This window comes from Sorangium sp. So ce185, assembly GCF_051526825.1.
Taxonomy (GTDB): domain Bacteria; phylum Myxococcota_A; class Polyangia; order Polyangiales; family Polyangiaceae; genus Sorangium; species Sorangium cellulosum_D.
On record NZ_CP150316.1, the window covers coordinates 9,107,421 to 9,127,507 of the forward strand.

Genomic DNA, 20,087 nt, shown 5'->3' on the forward strand with positions numbered 1-20,087 from the left:
GTTAGCCTGCGCTGGCGGATCAGAGTCCGTTGGGGATCACGGTGAGGGTGCCGGATCCCCTGTTGGTCAGGACGAGATCGTCGTACCCATCGCCATCCAGGTCCGCGGCGGCGATGGCGTTGGGGCCGGGCGAGGCGCCGGTCGGGACGACCGGGCCCGAGGTGAAGCCTCCGCCGCCGTTGCCGGTCATCGGGCGGACGCCGCCCGCGGAGGTGGTGACCAGGATGTAGGCGTCGAGCTTGCCGTCGCCGTTGAAATCGCTGGCCGCGACCCCCAGCGCCGAGTTGGCGATCGCGGTGGGCGAGGCGGTGGACTGAACGCCGCTCGCGAACGTGCCGTTGCCGTTTCCCTTGAAGAAGAAGAGGAACCGGCCGGCCGCGCCGTTCGAGAGGATGTCGAGCGTGCCGTCGCCGTCGGCGTCGCCGAAGGCGATGCCCGCCGTCTGGCCGCTGGCGGAGTTGGTGTAGGCGACCGGCGCGGCGAACGAGCCGTTGCCCTGGCTGATGAGGATCGACAGGCGCGCGGTGCCGGGGCTCGTCACCACGAGATCGGAGAAGCCGTCGCCGTTCAGATCGCGGCAGGCGATGCTCGACTGCACGCCGCCCGTGCCCGAGATGGAGATGAGCGCGGGCGCGGCGAAGCTGCCCCCGCCGGTGCCCATGACCACGCTCACCTGACTCAAGGTCACGCTGGTTGTGGCGATGTCGGCCACCCCGTCGTTGTCGAAGTCCCCGGCGCAGAGGTGGACGGAGCCCGGGGTTCCGGTGGTGAAGGTCGTCGACATGCCGAAGGTCCCGGGCGCGCTCGGGCCCTGGTTTCGGTAAACGCTGATGCTCCCGTTGCTGGTGGGCAGGTTGATCTGGCCATCGACGGTGACGGCATCGAGCCACCCGTCGCCGTCCACGTCCACCGCCACGACCGCGTTGCTGGAGAGCGGGGCGCCCGTGTAGTAGAGCTCCGGCTGGAGGGTCGTGTCGCCATTGCCGTGGAACACGGAGAGCGACCCGGCGGGGCTCTGCGACGATCCGGATTCGGCGTTGGCCACCAGGATGTCGAGCTCGCCGTCGCCATTCACATCGGCGACCGCCGGAGCCAGCGGGCTGTGGGTCTCGGGCACGCTGATCGGCGTGCCGGGGACCTGGCCGGGGGGCGCGGCCTGGCAGCCGCCGTTCGAGCAGATTTCACCCGGCGCGCACGCGCTGTTGCAGGCGCTGCAGTGGGAGGCGTCGCTCTGGAGGTTCACCTCGCAGCCGTCGGACGTGAGCCCGTTGCAGTCCGCGAGGCTGCCTTCGCACGCCTCGCAGCGGGTCCCCTCGTAGGTGGGCAAGCACGTGCAGGAGTAGCTGTCGATGCCGTCGGCGCAGGTCCCGTCGTTCTGGCACGGGCTCTCGGCGCACTCGTCGATGTCGGTCTCGCAGTCGGCGCCGGTGAAGCCGGGCAGGCACGCGCAGGTATAGCCGTTGACGCCGTCGGTGCAGGTCCCGCCGTTCTGGCACGGATTGGCGGCGCACTCGTCGATATCGGTGCAGGTCACGCCGTCGCCCTCGTACCCCGCGTTGCAAGCGCAGGTGAAGGAGCTCGGCGTATCGGTGCATGTAGCGTTCGCGTCGCAGTCGTCGGTGCCCAGGGCGCACTCGTTGTTCTCGGTGCACGTGCCGTGATGACAGGTGAGGCCGTCGCAGCACGGCACCGTGGCGTTGCAGGGCGCGCCCTCGGGGAGGCAGCCGTCGCCGTGGCAGGTGGGGTCGCCCAGGGCGATGTAGTCGCCGAGATGCAGCAAGTGCGCGGGGAGGCACAACAGGTTGATCTTGAGGATCGTGTAGGGGTACGTCGTGGAGCCGTTCCTGTGGCACATCAGGATCGTGCCGTTGACGTCGAAGTCGTTGCAATGCTCGGGGGTGAGCGCGCCATGGGCCTCGCCCACGGCCTCGTCGTCGTCGCCGTCGGCCGCGGAGGGGTCGGCGCCGGTGCAGCTCGCGACCAGCAGGGTGGAGAAAGCCGGGATCGCCAGATAGCCGAGAAGAGAGCCCTTGCGACAGCGCATCGCTTGTCCTCTGTTTTCTTGAAGCGGGGGGTGCCGCGCGATGCCGGGCCTGCGCTGGCTGAAGAAATGTCAGGTCGTCCACATCTGCCAATTCAAGTTCGAGGCCAGCGCGAAGACGTCCTTGGCCGAGGTGATGTCGAGGCAGGCCCCGGCGCGTCTTCCGCGTTTCGCGCGCGCCGTCGCGCGAGCCGCCGGCTCCCGCGCTGAGCTCGCGCCGAAATCAGGGCACACCGCCTCTTCGGGCGCGTTTGCTCAGCACCGCGCACATCACGGTACCGAGCACGAGCAGCCCGCGGGCCCGTCGCGCTCCGCTGCCACGGCTGCTGCTGCCTGAACGCCTCAGCTGCGGAGTACGCGCCTCATCGTGCGGAACGGCCGCGCCCACTCCGCCGTCGATGGTGGGTTTTCAGCGCACGCAGGGCGCTTCAATCAGGCGAGCCACGTCTCGCCGGGTCGGCGCCGGGTCCGGACTGCTGGCGGCGTCGCTCCAGCGCGCTCACTTCTGGCGGTCGTCGCCGCACGGACCACTCTCGGTTACGCTCCGCGCGCCGGGGGAGGGCTGCGCCTCGGCGCGAAAGGAGACCTTCTTGGGACCACATTCCCGCGAGTCCGAGGTGGACGCGCTCCCCGAGACGCCCGCCGTGCCGCGCGCTCACGCCTGGCTGGTCTTTGCCTTGAGCTTCGGCCTGCTGCTGTCCGACTACATGTCGCGCCAGGTCCTCAACGCGGTCTTCCCGTCGCTGAAGCTGGAGTGGGGCCTTTCCGATACCGAGCTGGGGGCCCTGAGCGGCGTCGTGGCGCTGACGGTCGGTGTGCTCGCCATTCCGCTGTCGTTGCTGGCCGATCGCCTGGGCCGCGTCCGGAGCCTGACCCTCATGGCGACGCTGTGGAGCGTGGCGACGCTGGGGTGCGGGCTGTCGGCCGACTTCGGCCAGATGCTCGTCGCTCGTTTTGTCGTCGGCGTCGGGGAGGCCGCGTATGGCAGCGTCGGTATCGCCGTGGTGCTGTCGGTGTTCCCGCGCCACCAGTGGGCCAGCCTGAGCGGCGCCTTCGCGGCCGGCGGCGCCTTCGGCGCCGTGCTGGGCATGGCGCTCGGCGGCCACGTGGCGGCGAGGCTGGGCTGGCGCTGGTCGTTCGGCGTCATGGCCCTCTTCGGCCTCGTCCTCGCTGCGATCTACCGCTTCGCCATCACCGAACAGCGGTCGCGACCAGCGCTGGAGGAGGGCCAGCGCGCCGCTGTCGCACGGCCCCCTGCGCGCCAGCCGATGACGTTCCGCTCCGTGTTGGAGTCGCTGTTTCCGACGCCCTCGATCGTCTGTGTCCACGTGGGCAGCGGTCTGCACCTGTTCGTCATGGGGGCCGTGCTGTCCTGGATGCCCAGCTACCTGAACCGTTACTACGGCATGACCGTCGATCGGGCGGGCGCCGCCGCGGCCGTCTTCGTCCTGATCGGCGGCGCCGGCATGATCGCCTGCGGTGTGTTGACCGATCGCCTGAGTCGCGGCCAGCCGGCTCGCCCGTGGCGGATGGCGGTCGCCTACAGCCTGACCTGCTGCACCTTGCTCGGCGTGGCTTTCCGGCTCGAAGCAGGCCCCATGCAGCTGGCGCTCATCGGGGCCGGGACGCTGTTCGCCGGGGGCACGGCCGGCCCGGCCAGCGCCATGGTCGCCGGCATGACCCGGGCGTCGATCCGCGCGACCGCGTTCGCGACGCTGGCGGTGGCCAACAACCTGCTCGGCATGGCCGCGGCGCCGCTCGTGACCGGCGTCCTCGCCGACCGGATCGGCCTCCTCGGCGCCCTGCAGGTCGCGCCGCTGGCCGCGCTCGCGGCCGCGCTGGCCTTTGCTCTGGGCCGACAGCATGCTGGCGCCGGGGCGGCAGGCGGCGGGTAGGCGCGCCTGGAATGTGGGCGATGGAGGCTCAGTTGCAGGTGACGTTCTGGGCCGTCGCGAAGGCCAGGATCTCGGCCCTGCACGTCTGGACCTCCGCCGGGGTGATGGAGAAGTTGGAGACGGGGAAGCTACCCCCGCTGCAATTGCCGGGGAACTGGCTGCTCACCTGCATCACCTGCACACCGCAGAAGTTGTAGGGGCCGTCCTCGGTCACCCCCGATCCGGCGATGAGCTCCACGACCCCCGTCCCCTCATCGGAGACTGCCCAGGAGCGGCTGCCCGAGGTGTGGCAGGGGGCGGGGAAGGAGTAGTTCGTGCACCGCCCATCCGTCACGATCGTCCCGGCCAGCGCGGCCTGCCAGGCTGGGTTCGCGGCGCAGGGGCAGGCGGGGCCGCAAGCCGCGCCGCAGGTGAGCGTGCCGCCGCAGCCGTCGGGGATGGTGCCGCAGGTCGCTCCCTGAGCGGCGCACGTGGTGGGGACGCACGCGGGCGTCTCGCAGTTCGTCCCCGTCCAGCCCGCGGGGCAGGTGCAGGTGTAGGGCGCCGCAGGAGTGCAGGTGCCGCCGTTCTGGCACGGATTGCCGCTGCCGGTGCAGGTACCGGCGACGCAGCTGTCCGTGAGGGTGCAGCCGCTGCCGTCGCTGCAGGCCGTGCCGTCGGCGGCGGCGGGGTTCGAGCAGAGCCCGGTGGCCGGGTCGCAGGTGCCGGCGACGTGACACGCGTCGGAGGCGGCGCACGTCACGCCGGCGCAGAGGTCCGTGCACGTGCCGTTATGGCAGGTGAGCCCGTCACAGCACGGCACGTCGGCGTCGCAAGGCGCGTCCACCGGCAGACAGCCGTCGCCATGACAGGTCGGGTCGAGCACGGCGATGTAGTCGTGGGCGTGGCCGGAGTGTTCGTGGACGCAGGCGTGCACGCTGGCGTTGAGGATGGTGTAGGGGTAGCTCGCCGAGCCGGTATGGTGGCAGATCGGGACCTTTCCGTTGACCGCGAAGAGCGGGCACAGCACGCCGAGGATGAGGGGCTGGTCCGCCGCGCCGAGGTCCTCGGCGTCCGACCCGTCGGGCGTGTCCGTGTCCGTGCTGGAGCACGCGCCGCCGAGGACCGCGAAGCTGCTCAGGCCGAGGACCGTGACCACTGCGCCGAATGCACGAAGGGAATTGAAATGCTTCATGACTCTTCTCCTTTTGGCGGGACGCGCGGTGGAGGTCCGCGTGGCGCCCCCCCGGGGACGCACCCTGCGCCAGCACGTCCAAGATTGCAATCTGGATTTCAATCCATTGCCACGTCGCAGGGTACTGTGGCCGATCCGTTACAGGGTAATGGGGCCAGGGGGACACGACGTGTTCTGTCTCGACAATGCCCGAGACCGCGAAGCATGCCGAGTCCCCGGAGCCGGGCGCGACCGCCGATGCCCGCGGCGCCGACGACGAGGACCGCCTGGTCACGGCGGGGCCGCCGGCGACGACGCTGGCGCGCCGCTCGAGCTCTGCGGCGGCGCCGGGCTGTAGCCGAACAGCCGGAAATCGTCGGCGTAGACGCGGAGGACGATGTCCACCGACTCGGCGTCGTAGTGCGCCGCGGTGGGCGTCCGCTTCACGCTCGGGAACCTGGTCTCGTTCACGTGAGGCAGGGGATCCGTGATGCCGAGCCGGGCCCGGACAGTGTCCATGCAGCCTGGCAGATCCTCGAACTTGAGGATCACATTGACGGCCTGCTCGCCGCCCAGGTGCGTGAACTCGCGCTGCGGGGTCTGGTGGCCGCCGCCCTTGTTCGTCGGCAGCTCGATCAGCTCCGGCAGCGCCCGGAGGTACCCTTTGAAGCTCCCGTACATCTTCTCGTGCCGGGGCAAGAGGTAATAATACGTGCTCACCATGCGGGAGAACGGGTTGCGCACGACCGCGAATTTGAAGTACGCGTCGAACCGCTCCCGCCCGATGAGCCGGAGGGTCGTCGCGCAGGTGGCGTGCTGGAGGTAGAATCTCTCGTTCCTATCCGGACCCCACAGGCGGTCGCGGTCCATGACGGACGGGTCGAGCAGCCTCTTCATGAACATCAGCTCGACCGAAGTCCCGCCCGTGCGCGGGACGTGGAAGAAAATCGTGCGGTGCTCGGGGAAGATCATGAACCCTCGACGTTCGATGGCCCTGCTGGGTCGTGCGCGTTCACTGCGTGTGCAGGCTTTGCTGAAGAGGCGAACGATGCTCGCGCCGCGCCAGGGAGAACGCCACCTGTCTGGCGAGGCGCTCGGGGAGGCTCACGTCGTCGGCGTCCATGCGCGCCACGTAAACACCCCGGTGACGAGCTTCATGACGACACGATCACCGTGCCCGGGCTTTGGGGGCACGCGCCCTCGACACAGCTCGCCCCCGTGCTCACGGCGAAGGCGCGGAGCCTGCCGAGCCGCTGCATCCCCTCGCCGAGCGGGACCCGGAACGCGTGGACGTTCGCGTCGCCGGCGAAGCGCGTCCACACGTCATCGATGGGCGGCGCGTCGCCGGCGTCGTCATCGGGCATCGCGGCGCACGCCTCGGCGAGCCCCGAGATCAGCTCGTCGTAGCGCTCGGCGCGCACCGCGTAGCCGTGCGGCCACGCGCCGGCGCGCACGCGCAGCACCGCGCCGCCAGGGGTGACCTCGTGATGGGTGATCTGGTGGTTGCCGAAGAGGATTGCGTCGCGATCAGGGAAGTCGCGGAGCATCTCTTCGATCTTTCGATTGGCCACCTGCCGGGGCACGATGAACTGGAAGTCGTCCTCGAAGATCACGACGTCGGGCAGCCCGCGCTCGCGGGCCCTCCGGAGCGCCGCGAGGTGCGAGAGTCCGCGCGCCTTGTGCGCATTGCCGGGGACAAGGGCCGCGGGGACCTGCTCCACGCAGTCGCCGAAGATCCCCATGTGGCGGAGCAGCTCGTTCCGGATCATCTCCTCCCGCTCCTCCCGGCGATCGCCCTCGAGGCACACGTAGAGGACGCCGCCGAAGCGGTTGAACGCGGAGTAGCGCAGGATACAGTCGTTGATCCAGGCGTTGAAGCGCGCCTCGAGCGTGTGGTTTGCGTAGTTCGCCAAGAACCACCTGCGCGTCGCCGCCGGCCCCCGCGCGCGGAGGCGAGCATAGACGTCGAGAAAGTTCGTCCGGTCGAAGAACGCACCCGTCTCTTCGTTGACGTACTTCCAGCCGCCGGAGATGTCGGCGTTCACCATCACGTAGGTGTCCAGGCACAGGGCCTCGGCGATGACGCGGGGCGAGGCGTCCAGCGTGCTCGGCACCAAGAGGACGTGCGCGGACTCCACCAGGTCCAGGAACGCCCGGTAGGGCAGCATGCCGAGATTCCGGACGCGCGGGTCGTCGATGCCAAAGACGTCGTTCACGATGGCGACGCGGAAGTTGGGATCGACCTCGAGCAGCGCGCGGATGACCGTGAGCGCCAGATCGTGCCCCTTGATCGAGCTGCTCCACTTCGTCGTCTCCGGCCTGCCCGCGACCGAGTGACCGGCGTAGTAGACCATGTCGAACATCTTCACCCTGCCTCGCTTGCGCACCTGGACGTAATCCGAGAAGTCCATGTCGAGCAGCGGGAAGTCGCCGGGGAAGACGTCGCGCGGATCGCGGAAGTTGTGCATGAAGCCGATGAAGCGGTGGTAACTCGGCTCGATGAAGAGATCGAACTCGCGCAACCCCGGCCGGTCGTTCGGGTTGTGGATCCGGCCCGGCCAGTTCTCGAAGGCGCAGATGCCGACGAGGTACTGCCTCTCGTCCAGAGCGGGATCGCTCTTGCCTTGTTGTTCATCGTAGGGCCGGTTGATCAAGCTGAGCTTGCTCGGCACGAGCGATCCGTCCGCCTGCCAGCGCTGGACGATCTGCTGCTCGTTTTTCGGGAGCGGGAACGTGAAGTCGAATCGCTGCGTCGTCCTCGTCTGGCCAGGCGCCCGCTGGGTACTGCGGTCCGGCGCCCGCGCCATCGCGCCTTCGACCAGCTTGCCCAGCGAGAGCACGTCCTCGAAGGCGCCGACGTCGATCTTCTCCTCGAAGAGCACCACGCCGAAGCGCCTCTCCACCTCGCGGACGAGCGCGAGCGCCTCCACCTCGTCGATCCCGAAGCCGTGCAGGAAAAAGAGATCCGTGGGGCGGATCTGCTCGGGGGGGATGTCGAGCTCGAGGACGCGCACCAGGATGCGCGTGAGCTCCGCGCGGATGCTCTCGGGATCGTTCCCGCCCCGGTAGAGCTCGTCCTCCCCGAGAGGCGGGGCGGCCCGAGGCCTGGGCTCCAGGTTCTCGAGCACCGTCATCCCGCGCGCGCACGAGTCTTCGAGGGCGGCGCGCTCGTCCGGCGGCAGGCTGGTCCACTTCGGCGGGTTGGCTCTCACGAGGGGCAGGGCTCTTTCGAGCCACGCTTCCTGCGGGAGGCTCGGGTCGAGGAAGGAGAGGAAGCGCCGCAGCGCGGGCTCGGGGTCGGCCAGGAGCGACTCGTAGCGCAGGTGGAGGACCCTTTCCTCTGGCAGGCCGGCGAGCATCTTGACGCCATGGACCATCTGGGTCGACCACACGGAGCCGAAGTACTTGAGTGGGATCTCGACGCGCAGGAAGGCGTCCACGTCGAAGCCCGGCGCCACCAGCGGGCGTATGTCCGGAGGGAGCCGGCGCACGTCCGCGGGAGGGATCGGCTCGAACAGGGTCTTGCCGACCCGGGTCTTGATCATGTGCGAGATCGCCATGAGGCGCATGGGCGGGAAGCGGCTCGCGGAGAGGGCCGCCTCCCGCCCGTCGCGGTAAATGTGGACGAACCGGGCGTCCGGGAAGTGCCGGATCAAGGCTGGCACGATCGCGATCGAGGCGCCGGAGCGCTCCACCCAGAGCCGGCGGCCCGCCCGCTCGGTCAGCCACTGGAAGACACGGGCGTACTGGGCGCCGATGCGGTCCGCCGGCAGCGCCTCCACGAAGAGGCGCAGCTCCTCGTGGAGGCCGTCGGGATCGTCGCTCAGCTCGGGGAGCGTCATGGTGAGGAGCGGTGGGATGCCCCCCTCGCGGAACCGGCCCAGGCCGGTGTGCGGATAGCGAAACTCGTCGATGGCGATGCCGTGCGAGAGGAGCTCCAGCCAGAGCTGGTGGTGAGGCCGGGGCCTTCCGAGCACCTGCCACAGGGTGGGCCCGTCCACCGCGTCCGCGTCTCGCGGCAAGGCGCCGGTGCCCAGGGAGTTGTACAGCTCCGAGAGGCTCGCCACGTCGGGGTGCTGGGCGAGGAGGCGGGAGAGCATGGTCGAGCCGCACCGGCCCGTGCCCACGATGAAGAGAGGGGGAGTCCCGTTCGACATGCTCAGGCGCGCTCCCAGCGACTCGGCGTGGGGAACAGCGTCCCCAGGATATCGGCGACGTAGGCGCCCCAGTCGACGCTCGGCTTGGCGGTGTCGTTGAGGCAGCCGAAGATCGGCCGCCGCTCCTCGCTGTCCAGAAAGACTCGACGTGCGGCGTCGAGGTCCTCGGGCTTCATCCCCGCCCAGACGTGGCGGCTCCGCGCCTCGCGGACGAACCGCGCGAGCTTCTCTTCGAGGCTGAGGTAGGTCGCGGCGATGTTCGGGCCGATGACCTCGGGGTGACGGAAGCGATGGCGCGTCAGCGCGCGCACCTCGTCCGCGAAGACCTCGTGGACGCGGGGCCAGATGCTCTTGCGGAAGGGCTGCGCCACGTGCGCCGGCAGGTTCCAGAAGCACTCGGGCGGGAGGGGCGCGCGGGCCCACAGCGCGAGCGGCGTCAGCGTCCGGAAGGTCGGGAGGTAGCGCTCCCCCATGTGCCGGCCCAGCGCCTCGAAGGTCCGCCACATGCTGCGGAGCCAGGCGTCCTCCGTGGCGTGGTAAGAGGGCATGGGGAAAGGGCTCATCTGGATTACGGCGGTCCCGTCGGGGTCGAAGAGGTCGGCCGGGAACAAGGGAGCGCACAGGAAGTTGTCGTCGTTGAAGTAGACGTAGTGCTCGGCGAGCCCGGGGATGCGGTGGAGGAATGCCTCGATCGCCTGCGAATTGTAGGAGGGGGCGAGCGCGGGGTCGGGGAAGAGATCGTCGTCCCGGACGAGGTGGAGGGTGGGATCGTCCGCGCGGAGCCAGGAGGGGGGAGCTCCGCCGTGGACGACGTGGACCCGCCGCAGGAAGGGCGCATATCGCTCGACGCTCCGCAGGCTGTAGCGCAGCTCCCCGTGGTCGCGGAAGCGGCAAGCCTCGTCGGACCCCTTGCCGCCTTCTGCCGCGTGCTCGTCGCGGAACGCGCGGCGCGTGGCCAGCCATTCGGGATCGGAGGCGTTCGCCCAGAGGTAGACGGCATCGATCGCAAAGCTCGGCATCATGCTACCGGGACCCCCTCCCGCCGCCACAGGTCCAGGACCTCGTCGAACGAGAGCTTCGCCATCTCCTCGAGCCAGGCGGCCTCGCCGCTCTCCTCGGCCGCGCGGACGCCCTCGCGGAGCGCCGCGGAGAAGCCCTTCGGGCCGGTGTACCTGGCCCAGTGGGGGGAGATCTTCGCCTCGAAGCGCTGGAGGAAGTCGGGGCCCACGACCACCCTGCCGGCGAGGCCGATGTTGCGGACGATCTCGTCCCCGTTGTTCCGGTAGCCGCGAGGCCCGCTGTAGTGCGCGCCGCGGACGAGCGGCTCGAGCAAGACCTCTCCGCCGAGGCGCCAGTACTTGAGCTGGATGTAGATCTCGTCCCCCCCGTAGCCGGCAAAGCGGGGGTTGAACCCCCGGGCGGCCTCGAAGTCCTGCCGCCGGGTGAGCATGGCGTAGTTGCCGGTCGCTGCGATCCGGTAGGGGAAGTCGGTCTCTCGCACCGGCGGGCCCCACTTGCCCCAGAAGTCCTCCTCCAGCGTCAGCCGGTAGTGCCCCATCGCGCCGGTCCGGCTCTCGTGAAGCAGGGGGATGTGGACGAGCGAGAGCGGCGGATAGAGCCCCTCGCGCACGCGATCCCGGAGGCAGGTGAGCGCCCCCGGCGAGAGCAGCACGTGCGCGTCGAGGAAGAGGAGCCACTCGCCCTCCGCCGCCGCCGCCCCGGCGCTGCGCGGGAAGTTCACCGAGGCGACGGCGTCCGCGAGGATGTGCCGTGCCGGCGCCCCGAACCGCTTGGTGACCTTCTCCACGTCGGCTAGTTGCTCACCGCCGTTGTTGGCGACCACGATCTCGACGCCGTCGAGGTCCTGGAACCCCAGGCCCTGGAGCGTGAACCAGAGGTTCGACGCCTCGTTGCGGACGGGGATGACGATCGTCAGCCAGAGGTCTTTCGTGCTGCCCCTCGGGTGGGGAGGAGGTTGGCGACGTGCATCCAGGTCCTCGGCCCGGCCTTGGGGGCTTTCGCCGGCTCCCGCGGCTCGGCTCCCGCGCGCCAGCGCGACCGCGACCAGCTGGCCGAGCGAGAGCACGTCCGCGAAGGCGCTCATGTTGATCCTCTCCTCGAAGAGCGTCACGCCGAAGCGCCTCTCCACCTCGCGGACGATCGCGCTCACCTGCTCCGAGTCGAGCCCCATGCCGTGCGCGAACAGGGCATCCGTGGGGCGAATCTGCTCGGGGGCGATGTTCAGCCCGAGGACGCGCACCAGGATGCGCGCGAGCTCGGCGCGGATGCTCTCCGGATCGTGCCCGCCCTGGTAGCTCTCGCCTTCCCGGCCGGGCGGGGCGGCCCGAGGCCGGTGCTCCAGGGTCTCGATCACCGCCATCCCGCGCGCGCACGAGGCCTCGAGGGCGGCGTGCTCGTCCGGCGGCAGGATGGGCCACTTCGGCGGGTTGGCTCGCGCGAGGGGCAGGGCTCTTTCGAGCCACGCTTCCTGCGGGAGGCTCGGGTCGAGGAAGGCGAGGAGGCGCCGCAGCGCGGGCTCGGGGTCGGCCAGGATCGACTCGTAGCGCAGGTGGAGGATCCGCTCGGGCCGCAGGCCGGCGAGCATGGCCGCGCCATGGACCATCTGCGTCGACCATACGCTGCCGAAGTACTTGAGCGGGATCTCGACGCGCCGGAAGGCGTCCACGTCGAAGCCCGGCGCCACCAGCGGGCGCATCTCCGGCGGGAGCCGGGGCACGTCCGCGGGAGGGACCGGCTCGAACAAGGTCCTGCCCACGCGGCTCTCGAACATCTGCGAGATCGCCGTGAGGCGCAGCGGCGGGAAGCGGCTCGCGGAGAGGGCCGCCTCGCGCCCGTCGCGGTAGACGTGGACGAACCGGGCGTCCGGGAAGTGCCGGATCAAGGCTGGCACGCTCGCGATCGACGAGCTGGAGCTCTCCACCCAGAGTCGCCGGCCTACCCGCTCGGTCAGCCACTGGAAGACGCGGCGGTACTGGGCGCCGATGCGGTCCGTCGGCAGCACCTCCACGAAGAGGCGCAGCTCCTCGTGGAGGCCGTCGGGATCGTCGCTCAGCTCGGGCAGCGTCATGGTGAGGAGCGGCGGGATGCCCCCCTCGCGGAACCGGCCCAGGCCGGTGTGCGGGTAGCGAAACGCGTCGATGGCGACGCCGTGCGAGAGGAGCCGGAGCCAGAGCTGGTGCTGGGGCCGGGGCTCGGAGAGCGCCTCCCACAGGGCGGGCCCGTCCACCGCGTCCCGCGGGAAGGCGCCGGCGCCCAGGGAATTGTACAGCTCCGAAAGGCTCGCCACGTCGGGGTGCTGGGCGAGGAGGCGGGAGAGCACGGTCGCGCCGCACCGGCCCGCGCCTACGATGAAGAGAGGGGGAGTCCCGTTCGACATGCTCGAGCGCTCCGGCGCCCTTCCGGAGCCAGCCCGGGGCCTCTCGGTGTCCCGAGAGCCCCCGGGCCGAGCCGCCGGCAGGCCGCTCGCTAGTAACAGTTCCAGCAGCCGTCGGTGGGGACGCCGCCGACGTCAACCGTCGTGAAGGCAACGCAGTGCCCGGCACCATCACACTCGTCCCCGCTCGCGCACGCAGTGCCGGAGGCGGCGAAGCTGAGCTCGCACTCTTGCGCCGCTTCGTCCCACGCGTTTGTCGCGCACCCCGGATCGTAGCCGTCGGGGGCCGGGCACCCGCAGGTGTCGTCGGGCGCGCAGGTGCCGCCGCCCTCCGAGCACGCGCCGCTGCAGTCGAGGGTGTCGCCGCACCCGTCGGAGATGGTGCCGCAGACCGCGCCCTCGTCCGCGCAGGTGGTCGGGACGCAGTTCGCGACGCAGGTGCCGCTCACGCACGCGCTGCCGCTACAGCAGGGCAGCGTGGCGTCGCAGGGGGCGCCCTGCGGCAGACACCCGTCGCCCTGGCACGTCGGGTCGCCCACCGCGACGTAGTCACCGGCGTGACTCGCGTGCCCGTCCATGCACGCCTGCTCGCTGATCTTGAGGATGGTGTAGGGGTGGTTGATCGAGTTGGTCTTGTGGCAGACCTGGACCTTGCCGTCGACGTCGAAGTACTGGCACTGGGCGGCGGTGAGCGCCGACTCGGCCGCGCCGACCGGCTCGTCGGTGCTTGCGCCGGTGCACCCGGCGGCCAGGTGGAGGACGCCGGAGCAGACCATGGGAAACATGGAGGCGAGCTTGAGGTAGTCTTTTCTGGTCATGCGAGCTCCTTGGCCACGACGGAAGGTGGGTCATCCGGCGCTCCCCCTGAGCGCAACGGGAATAGATCATCGAGTCGTGTGCCGATCGCGGACCGTAAAGGTCGGCTCGATGGCCCGTCGCCATGTTTCGCTGTGAATTCGCTGTGAATCACACCGCTCGGTCCGCGCTTCGCGCCGCTCCTCGCGCGCTCCGCGGCGGAACGGCCGGGCATGGGGCGAGGCGCCGCGCGCTGTCTCCGGGGCCTCGACCCGGTGCGATTCACAGAGGCGTCCGGAGGGTCCACGGGTGAGGAGGCATGGACGAGCCGCCGCCGGCCCACCTCGACCGTCTCCCCGCTTCAGCCGACCCCTGCGAGCGCGAGCGCCTCCACGAGGTCGCCCACCAGGGCCTGGTCCGCCGTCATGCGGCAGACGACGGCCCGGGGATCCCGCGCGACCTCGGGCAGGATGGCGGCGAGCTCGCGGCCGGCGGCGCGGGCGTCGGCGACGCGGCCGAGGCGGGCCAGGGCAACGGCGCGGTCGAGCGCGCTCCAGGCGAGGTTGGGGGTGATGGCCTCGGCCTCGACGAGGGCAGCCGCGTAGTCGCCGCGGCGACAGGCCTCGAGCGCGAGGGCGTGGTGGACGGTGCCGGGATAACGCTTCGTCAAGCTCCGATGCTTGCGGAGGATGGCAGTGCCGCGCTCCCAGTCGCCGGAGAGCGCGAGGAGGAAGCCCGTGAACATGAGCGGCCCGCCGAGCTTCAGGGCGACCTTGGCCTCGGCCTGCGCCGCCGGGCCGTCGCCGGCGTCGAGCAGCACGAACGCGAGCACCTGGTGGGGGTTGGCCAGCTTGGGCTCGAGCGCCACGGCCCGGCGCGCATGCTCGGCGGACCGGCAACGGTCGTGATCCCTGCCGGCGGCCGTCCACGACGAGAGCACATGAAGAAACGAGGAATAGGCCAGCAGCACCCCGTCATCGGGGTCGCGCTCGAGGAAGCGCGTGCAGTGGTCCGCGAGCTCGGCTTGCAGGCGGCGATCGAAGGTGGCGAGCCACCGGGGGAAGCGCAGGAGCACCTCGTATGCGGAGCGCGGAGGGTGGACGCAGCGCTCCTCGGCCTCGATGGCATGGACCGCGCCGAGGGGAAGCGCGACGAGCAAGGTGGTGATGTCGCGGGCGATCTCGTCCTCGACCGCGAACAGGCGGTTGTCGACGTCGGAGCGGTCGAACGTCTTGCTCCACACCTGGATTCCGCGCGTCGTGTCGTGGAGCTTGACCGCCACGCGGAGCGCGCCGGGGATGAGGCGCACGCTCCCCTCGAGCACGTAGCGCGCGCCCCGCGCCTCGGCCTCGTCCAGGGTGGCGGCGCGCGAGAGCACGCGCACGCGCGGGGCGCGAATGAACAGGTCGCCGAGCCGGTCGGTCAGGCCGTGGGCGACGGCGCGGCTCCGCGTGCCCGTCGAGCCCGGCACCGGCGGGTCGCTCTCCGACCCGTCCGCGTTCAAGGAGGCGGAGACGGTGGTGATCGAGGTAAACGGGAGGATCGCGATGACGGGCCCGTCGACGCTGGCCGGGAACCGCGGCCTTCGGGGGGACGGTGGGCCCGGCCGGTCGGAGGGCGACGAATCGATCGAGGGCCGCCGGGAGACGGAGGGGTGGGCGGCGTCGGGCGCCGCCGCCCCCGTGGCGAAGACGGGGGCGTAGCGGCCGCGTGGCAGCTCGATGCGCACCGCCGTAGCGCGGTTCGCGGCGTAGTAGCGCTCGAGGGCGCGCCGGAGCTTGCTCATCTCGACGCGCACGATCGAGTCCTCGGTGGAGTCGAAGCCCTCGGGCCGATCGAAGATGCGCGTGGCGAGGAGGGGCGCGCGCAGCTCGGCGCCGCGCCCCGCGAGCACCTCGTCGACAAGGAAGCGGAGCAGCCGGATCTGCCGCGCAGACCCGCCGAACACCGGGCTCGTCACCACCCGCTCCAGCTCGGCCACGATGGAGGCGCGCTGGGCGCTCTGCGGAGAACTTTCCATTTACGTCAGCATGCTCACCTAAGTGCCCCGCCGGATGCAACAGCGTGAATCGCACCGGTCTCTCCTCCAGGAGGAGAGCGTGTGGCCTTGCCCAACGCCCGGCCGTTCCGCCGCGGAATGCGCGAGGATCGGCGCGAGCCGCGGACCGGGCGATGTGATTCACAGCGAATTCACGGTAAAAACGCGTGAAGGGCCGCTGCGCTGACGTTTACCGTGCGCGGTCAGGGCACACGCGCCTCGGCCCCGTCGGGGGGCAACGCGGGGCCTGCGACGAATGGCACCGGGGGGCGGCGTCCCTGCCGGGGGGCCGCCAGGGAGGACCTCTCCCTCATGAGCACATTGAGCTTCCTCAGAGGCGCGTCCGCGCTCGCCCTCGCCGCGCTGGGCCTCGCCGCATGTACCGAGCCGGCCGCTCCGGCGTCGACGGACCGGAGGCGCGCTCCCGCGCGAGGCGCGCGCCGGCGGGCTCACGTTCAGCGACAGCCTGGGCTCCTGGAGGCGCGCGGGGAGCCATACGGTCTCCGTGCGCATGCTCAACCTCAACTTCGATCTGACCGGCGCAGCGCCCGCGTTCTCCGGGATCGCCGTCGTCGACTACGTCCTGGTGTTCGCGCCGGACAAGCAGACGTTCACGGCGAGCTGTCAGGGCAAGATCTTCGCCACGGGCGTCGACCCGCTCGATCCCGGCGCCACCCCGGTCACGCAGTTCGATTGCGCGTACCTGAATGGGTATCTCTACCATCGGTCGCCCGCGCCGTAGCTCCCCGCACCGAAAAGACTTCCGGTGGCGTCACCGCCGTGGGATGAGAAATCGTTTTTCCGTGCTCGTTTGAACGGACCTGTCGCGGCGTACTGGCGCGATGACGCGCCGAGAGCACGTGGCACCGGTCCATGGAGAAGGATCGAAACCGATATGCGCAAAAGGCTTCTGTTCGCTCTCTCGCTGCTCCCGCTCGCGGCCCTCGGGCTCGCGCTCCGGCCGGCGCCCACCCTGGCCGGCGGCTTCCCCTCCGCCTGCGCCGGGACCTACCTGATCTCGGAGGCGGGCGGCGCGAGGGATTTCTGGACGTTCGCGGCCGACGGCTCCTTCTTCGGGACCACCTCGACGCAGCCCCTCTACAATTTCTCCAACCAGCAGGGGAGCTGGGAGAAGGTGGGGGACGACGGCGCTCGAGGCGCCCTGTTCGCGTTCGTCTACGACGAGGACAACACCCTGCTGACGACGGCCCGGATCGATATCGTCCTCGACACGGTCGGTCAGGGCTGCGACGAGATCGCCGGCTCTCTCGTCGTGCGCACCTTCGAGGACGGGGAAGATCCGCTCGATCCTTCGAGCGACACCGGCGATCCCATCGCCTCCGACACCTTCACCGGGCGGCGCGCGACGGCGAGCCCGTGACGGCCTCTGCGCGTGCGGGCGTGTCGAGGACGGAGGAGCGCGCAGCCGCGGTGATCGCGGCAGGGCCGCGGCGGGCCACCGCGTGACTGTGTACACACGATAGCGCCTGTCCACGAACGACAAGAATGTGTGCTAGGACCATTTTTTTTCGATTTACGCGGCTCGCCTGGCTGGTGCATCATGCTGCGGCGACACTCCGTCATCGATTCCGGCAGAGTGTCCGCGGTCGTTTAAGGCGGTGAGGGGCGCGCTCCGCAGCTGAGGCATTCAGCAGCGGCAGTGGCGGAGCGCGGCTGGACCCGGGGGGCTGCTCGTGCCCGGTAACGTGATGTGCGCGATACCGGGCAAACGGGCCCGATGAGGCGATGTGCCCTGATTTCAGCGCGAATTCCGCACGGGAGCCGGTGGCTCGCGCGACGGCGCGCGCGAAACGCGGAAGACGCGCAGGGGCCTGCATCAACATCACCTTCGCAAAGGACCATTCACGCTGGCATCGGTCTTAAATTGGACGATTGGGCGCTTGAGCGATTGGACGACCTGAGATTTCCAACCAACGCAGGCTCGCCGTCGCGCGGCACCCCCACTTCAACAACAAAGAAAAACAGAGGACAAACGATGAGCTATCGCAAGCACTCTCTTCTCGGCTATCTGGCGATCCCGGCTTTCTCCACCCTGCTGTTCGCGAGCTGCACCAGCGCCGACCCCTCCACGGCCGACGGCGATGACCACGAGGCCGTGGGCGAAGCCCATGACGCGCTCACCCCCGAGCAGTGCAACTACTTCGACATCAACGGTACGGTCCAGATCTGCCACAAGACCAGCTCCGCGACGAAGCCGTACACGATCGTTCGCGTCAGCGAGCAGGCGTGCATCAACGCGCACAGCGCCCACGCCGACGACTACGTAACCAGCCTCGACCCCAGCTCGCCGAGCTACGACCCGACCTGCGGCGGCCAGGGCTGTCTGGCTGTGAACGCGCCGTGCGACCCCACGGTGCCGTGCTGCGACGGCCTCACCTGCCAGAGCGGCACGTGCACCGACGTGAACGAGTGCGCCCTGGGCACGGACAACTGCGACGCGAACGCGGCGTGCACCAACACGCCGGGCTCCTTCACCTGCGCTTGCAACGCAGGGTACGAGGGCGACGGCGTGACCTGCACGGACATCGACGATGTGCACCGCCGGCACGGACAACTGCGACGCGAACGCGGCGTGCACCAACACGGTGGGCTCCTTCAGCTGCGCTTGCAACGCGGGGTACGAGGGCGACGGCGTGACCTGCACCAACATCGACGACTGCGCCGGCAGCCCCTGCCTGAACGGCGGCACCTGCACCGACGGCGTGAACGGCTTCACCTGCTCGTGCGCCGCCGGCTACCAGGGCTCCGTCTGCCAGAACCTGGTGGGCTGCGTGAGCGGGCTGCCGACGCCGACCGGCTTCTGGAAGGGCGAGAACAACGCCGCGGACAGCTCGGGCAACGGCTACAACGGGACGCTGCGCACCGGGGTCGCCTTCGCCGCCGGCCAGGTCGGGCAGGCGTTCAGCACCCAGAACGGCGACATGGCGGTCGCGACGACGGCGGCGCCGTTCGCGAGCCTCAACGACATGACGGTGGACATGTGGATCTACATCAACGACGCCACCGGCGTCCAAACCCTCTTCTCCAGGAACCGGGGCCCCGGCGGCACCGGCTACGCCGTGGGCCTCAGCGGCGGGCAGCTCGGCTTCGGGGTCAACGACGGCGTGAGCGTGAACCAGGCCTTCTCGGCTCCGGTGTCGCTCTCGCTCAACACCTGGTACCACATCACGGTCTCGCGAAAGGCCAACGTGGTGAAGCTCTACGTCGACTGCGCGCTCGTCGGGCAGACCTCGAGCTTCTTCGCCGGCACGATCAACCTGTCCTCGACGCTTCCGGTCACCATCGGCAGCGAGGACACGGTGGCGAACCGCCGCTTCCGCGGCCTCATCGACGAGGTGGCCTTCTTCCCCGCGCAGCTCAGCGACGCGGAGGTCTCCTCGATCTGCGCCGCCGCCTCCGCCGGCGTCTGCATTCCGTGAGCTGAGCCTCGTCCACGCCGGCGCGTGAGCGCGCAGGCCGCCCGGCTCGCTTCGCACCTCCCGCGAGCGAGCCGGGCGCCTCGACCACCGAGCCCTGCCAGCCGGAGCCCCATGACGAGATCCTCTCGCCAGCCCGTCTACGAGGATGGCCCCGGCTCGGCGTGTGTCTCCGCGCGCGCCCGCACCCCGCCTCAAATCACCCGGTCCACGAGCGGCTCCCCCCGCTCGAACCGCCGCAGATTCGCCAGGAAGTGCTCGACCTGCGCCACCGGCTCCTCGCGCCGCCCGCCGGCGGTGTGCGGGGTGATGAAGCAGCCCGGGGCGCGCCAGAGCGGGTGATCCGGCGGCAGCGGCTCGGGATCCGTCACGTCGAGGTACGCGCCCGCGAGGCGGCGCGCCTCGAGCGCCTCGAGCAGCGCCGCCTGGTCGACCGTGGCGCCCCGGCCGACGTTGAAGAACCACGCGCCCGGCCGCATCCGCGCGAGCAGCGCGGCCGAGACCAGCCGCCGCGTGCCCTCGGCCTCCGGCAGGCTCGAGACCACGTGGTCCGCCCACGCGAAGGCCTCGGCGAGCTCGTCCCGCGCGACGGCGCGGCCAGGCTCGTCGCCGCGGGGACGGGCGCGCAGGACGCGGAGCTCCACCTCGAACGGGGCGAGCAGCGCGGCGAGGCGGCGGCCGATGGCGCCGAAGCCGAGGAGCAGCACCCGCCGGCCCCGGAGCAGCGCGCTCCTCGACCGCACGGCCGCGTCGGGCCAGCCGCGCGGGCCGCGCTGGTTGTCGAGGCACTCGGGCAGCCGCCGCAACGCGGCCAGCAGGAAGGCGAGCGCGTGCTCCGCGCACGGGTCGGCGTAGACGCCGCTGCTCGTCGTGAGGACCGCGCCGCGGGCCGCGAGCGCGGCGCGCACCGCCGCCACGTCGTAACGGGCATAGCCGGCGGTGCTGAGGTGCACCCAGCGGAGGCGCGGGGCCGCGCACACGTCCTCCGGGTGCGGCTGGCCGAAGACCACGTCGGCGCCCTGCACCGCCGGATCGCGCCCGACCTCGGCGAGGTTCTCCGCCGAGCGCGCGCCGGACAGCACGAGCTCGTGCGGCGCGACGCCCTCCGCGAGCACCCGCGCCGCCTCCTCGGGGAACACCATGGTGCAGGCGATGACCCTCCGATCCATGGCCGCCC

Annotated in this window: 13 protein-coding genes and 1 pseudogene; 5 read left to right on the forward strand and 9 right to left on the reverse strand. The window is 70.6% G+C overall.

Going from position 1 to position 20,087, the window contains the following annotated elements; genetic code table 11:
* Positions 1-19: 19 nt before the first annotated feature.
* The gene (locus WMF26_RS33240; RefSeq protein WP_437996005.1) at positions 20-2,044 is read right to left on the reverse strand and encodes an FG-GAP-like repeat-containing protein; all 2,025 of its coding nucleotides are present in this window, start codon (positions 2,042-2,044) and stop codon (positions 20-22) included.
* Between the two features lie 587 nt (positions 2,045-2,631).
* Between WMF26_RS33240 and WMF26_RS33245 the strand changes: the two genes are divergently transcribed.
* The gene (locus WMF26_RS33245) at positions 2,632-3,936 is read left to right on the forward strand and encodes an MFS transporter (RefSeq protein WP_437996006.1); all 1,305 of its coding nucleotides are present in this window, start codon (positions 2,632-2,634) and stop codon (positions 3,934-3,936) included.
* Positions 3,937-3,964: 28 nt separating this feature from the next.
* Here WMF26_RS33245 and WMF26_RS33250 read toward each other — a convergent pair whose 3' ends face one another.
* The 7 genes from WMF26_RS33250 to WMF26_RS33280 all read right to left on the reverse strand — a co-directional run bounded on the left by WMF26_RS33250 (position 3,965) and on the right by WMF26_RS33280 (position 15,455).
* The gene (locus tag WMF26_RS33250; RefSeq protein ID WP_437996007.1) at positions 3,965-5,110 is read right to left on the reverse strand and encodes a calcium-binding EGF-like domain-containing protein; all 1,146 of its coding nucleotides are present in this window, start codon (positions 5,108-5,110) and stop codon (positions 3,965-3,967) included.
* A 270-nt stretch (positions 5,111-5,380) separates the two neighbouring features.
* Positions 5,381-6,061 (reverse strand): sulfotransferase family 2 domain-containing protein, encoded by a 681-nt coding sequence (locus WMF26_RS33255; protein ID WP_437996008.1) that lies wholly within the window; start codon positions 6,059-6,061, stop codon positions 5,381-5,383.
* Positions 6,062-6,243: 182 nt separating this feature from the next.
* On the reverse strand, positions 6,244-9,246 hold the full coding sequence (locus WMF26_RS33260; RefSeq protein WP_437996009.1) for a sulfotransferase: 3,003 nt from the start codon (positions 9,244-9,246) through the stop codon (positions 6,244-6,246).
* 2 nt (positions 9,247-9,248) lie between these two features.
* Positions 9,249-10,268, reverse strand: coding sequence for a Stealth CR1 domain-containing protein (locus tag WMF26_RS33265; protein WP_437996010.1), 1,020 nt, complete (start codon positions 10,266-10,268; stop codon positions 9,249-9,251).
* Positions 10,265-12,643: a sulfotransferase gene (locus tag WMF26_RS33270; protein ID WP_437996011.1), complete on the reverse strand. Its 2,379-nt coding sequence runs from the start codon at positions 12,641-12,643 to the stop codon at positions 10,265-10,267. Before WMF26_RS33270 ends, WMF26_RS33265 begins: the two co-directional genes overlap by 4 nt.
* An 89-nt stretch (positions 12,644-12,732) precedes the next feature.
* A complete protein-coding gene (locus WMF26_RS33275; RefSeq protein ID WP_437996012.1) occupies positions 12,733-13,458 on the reverse strand; it encodes a hypothetical protein in 726 nt (241 codons plus the stop codon).
* Positions 13,459-13,796: 338 nt separating this feature from the next.
* Complete coding sequence (locus WMF26_RS33280) at positions 13,797-15,455, reverse strand: tetratricopeptide repeat protein (protein ID WP_437996013.1); 1,659 nt, start codon at positions 15,453-15,455, stop codon at positions 13,797-13,799.
* Between the two features lie 529 nt (positions 15,456-15,984).
* Here WMF26_RS33280 and WMF26_RS33285 point away from each other — a divergent pair.
* The 4 genes and pseudogenes from WMF26_RS33285 (at position 15,985) to WMF26_RS33300 (ending at position 18,913) form a co-directional block, all read left to right on the forward strand.
* Entirely contained in the window at positions 15,985-16,215 is a 231-nt protein-coding gene (locus tag WMF26_RS33285; protein ID WP_437996014.1) for a hypothetical protein, read from the forward strand.
* A 153-nt stretch (positions 16,216-16,368) separates the two neighbouring features.
* Positions 16,369-16,854 carry a hypothetical protein gene (locus tag WMF26_RS33290; RefSeq protein WP_437313828.1) on the forward strand — a complete coding sequence of 162 codons (486 nt, stop codon included), beginning with the start codon at positions 16,369-16,371 and terminating at the stop codon, positions 16,852-16,854.
* A 615-nt stretch (positions 16,855-17,469) separates the two neighbouring features.
* Positions 17,470-17,997: pseudogene (locus WMF26_RS33295) on the forward strand (calcium-binding EGF-like domain-containing protein); the annotation flags it as partial.
* Between the two features lie 28 nt (positions 17,998-18,025).
* Complete coding sequence (locus WMF26_RS33300; protein WP_437996015.1) at positions 18,026-18,913, forward strand: LamG-like jellyroll fold domain-containing protein; 888 nt, start codon at positions 18,026-18,028, stop codon at positions 18,911-18,913.
* A gap of 191 nt (positions 18,914-19,104) precedes the next feature.
* On the opposite strand, the gene WMF26_RS33305 is transcribed toward WMF26_RS33300, so the two are convergent.
* Positions 19,105-20,079 carry an NAD(P)-dependent oxidoreductase gene (locus tag WMF26_RS33305; protein ID WP_437996016.1) on the reverse strand — a complete coding sequence of 325 codons (975 nt, stop codon included), beginning with the start codon at positions 20,077-20,079 and terminating at the stop codon, positions 19,105-19,107.
* Between the last annotated feature and the right edge of the window lie 8 nt (positions 20,080-20,087).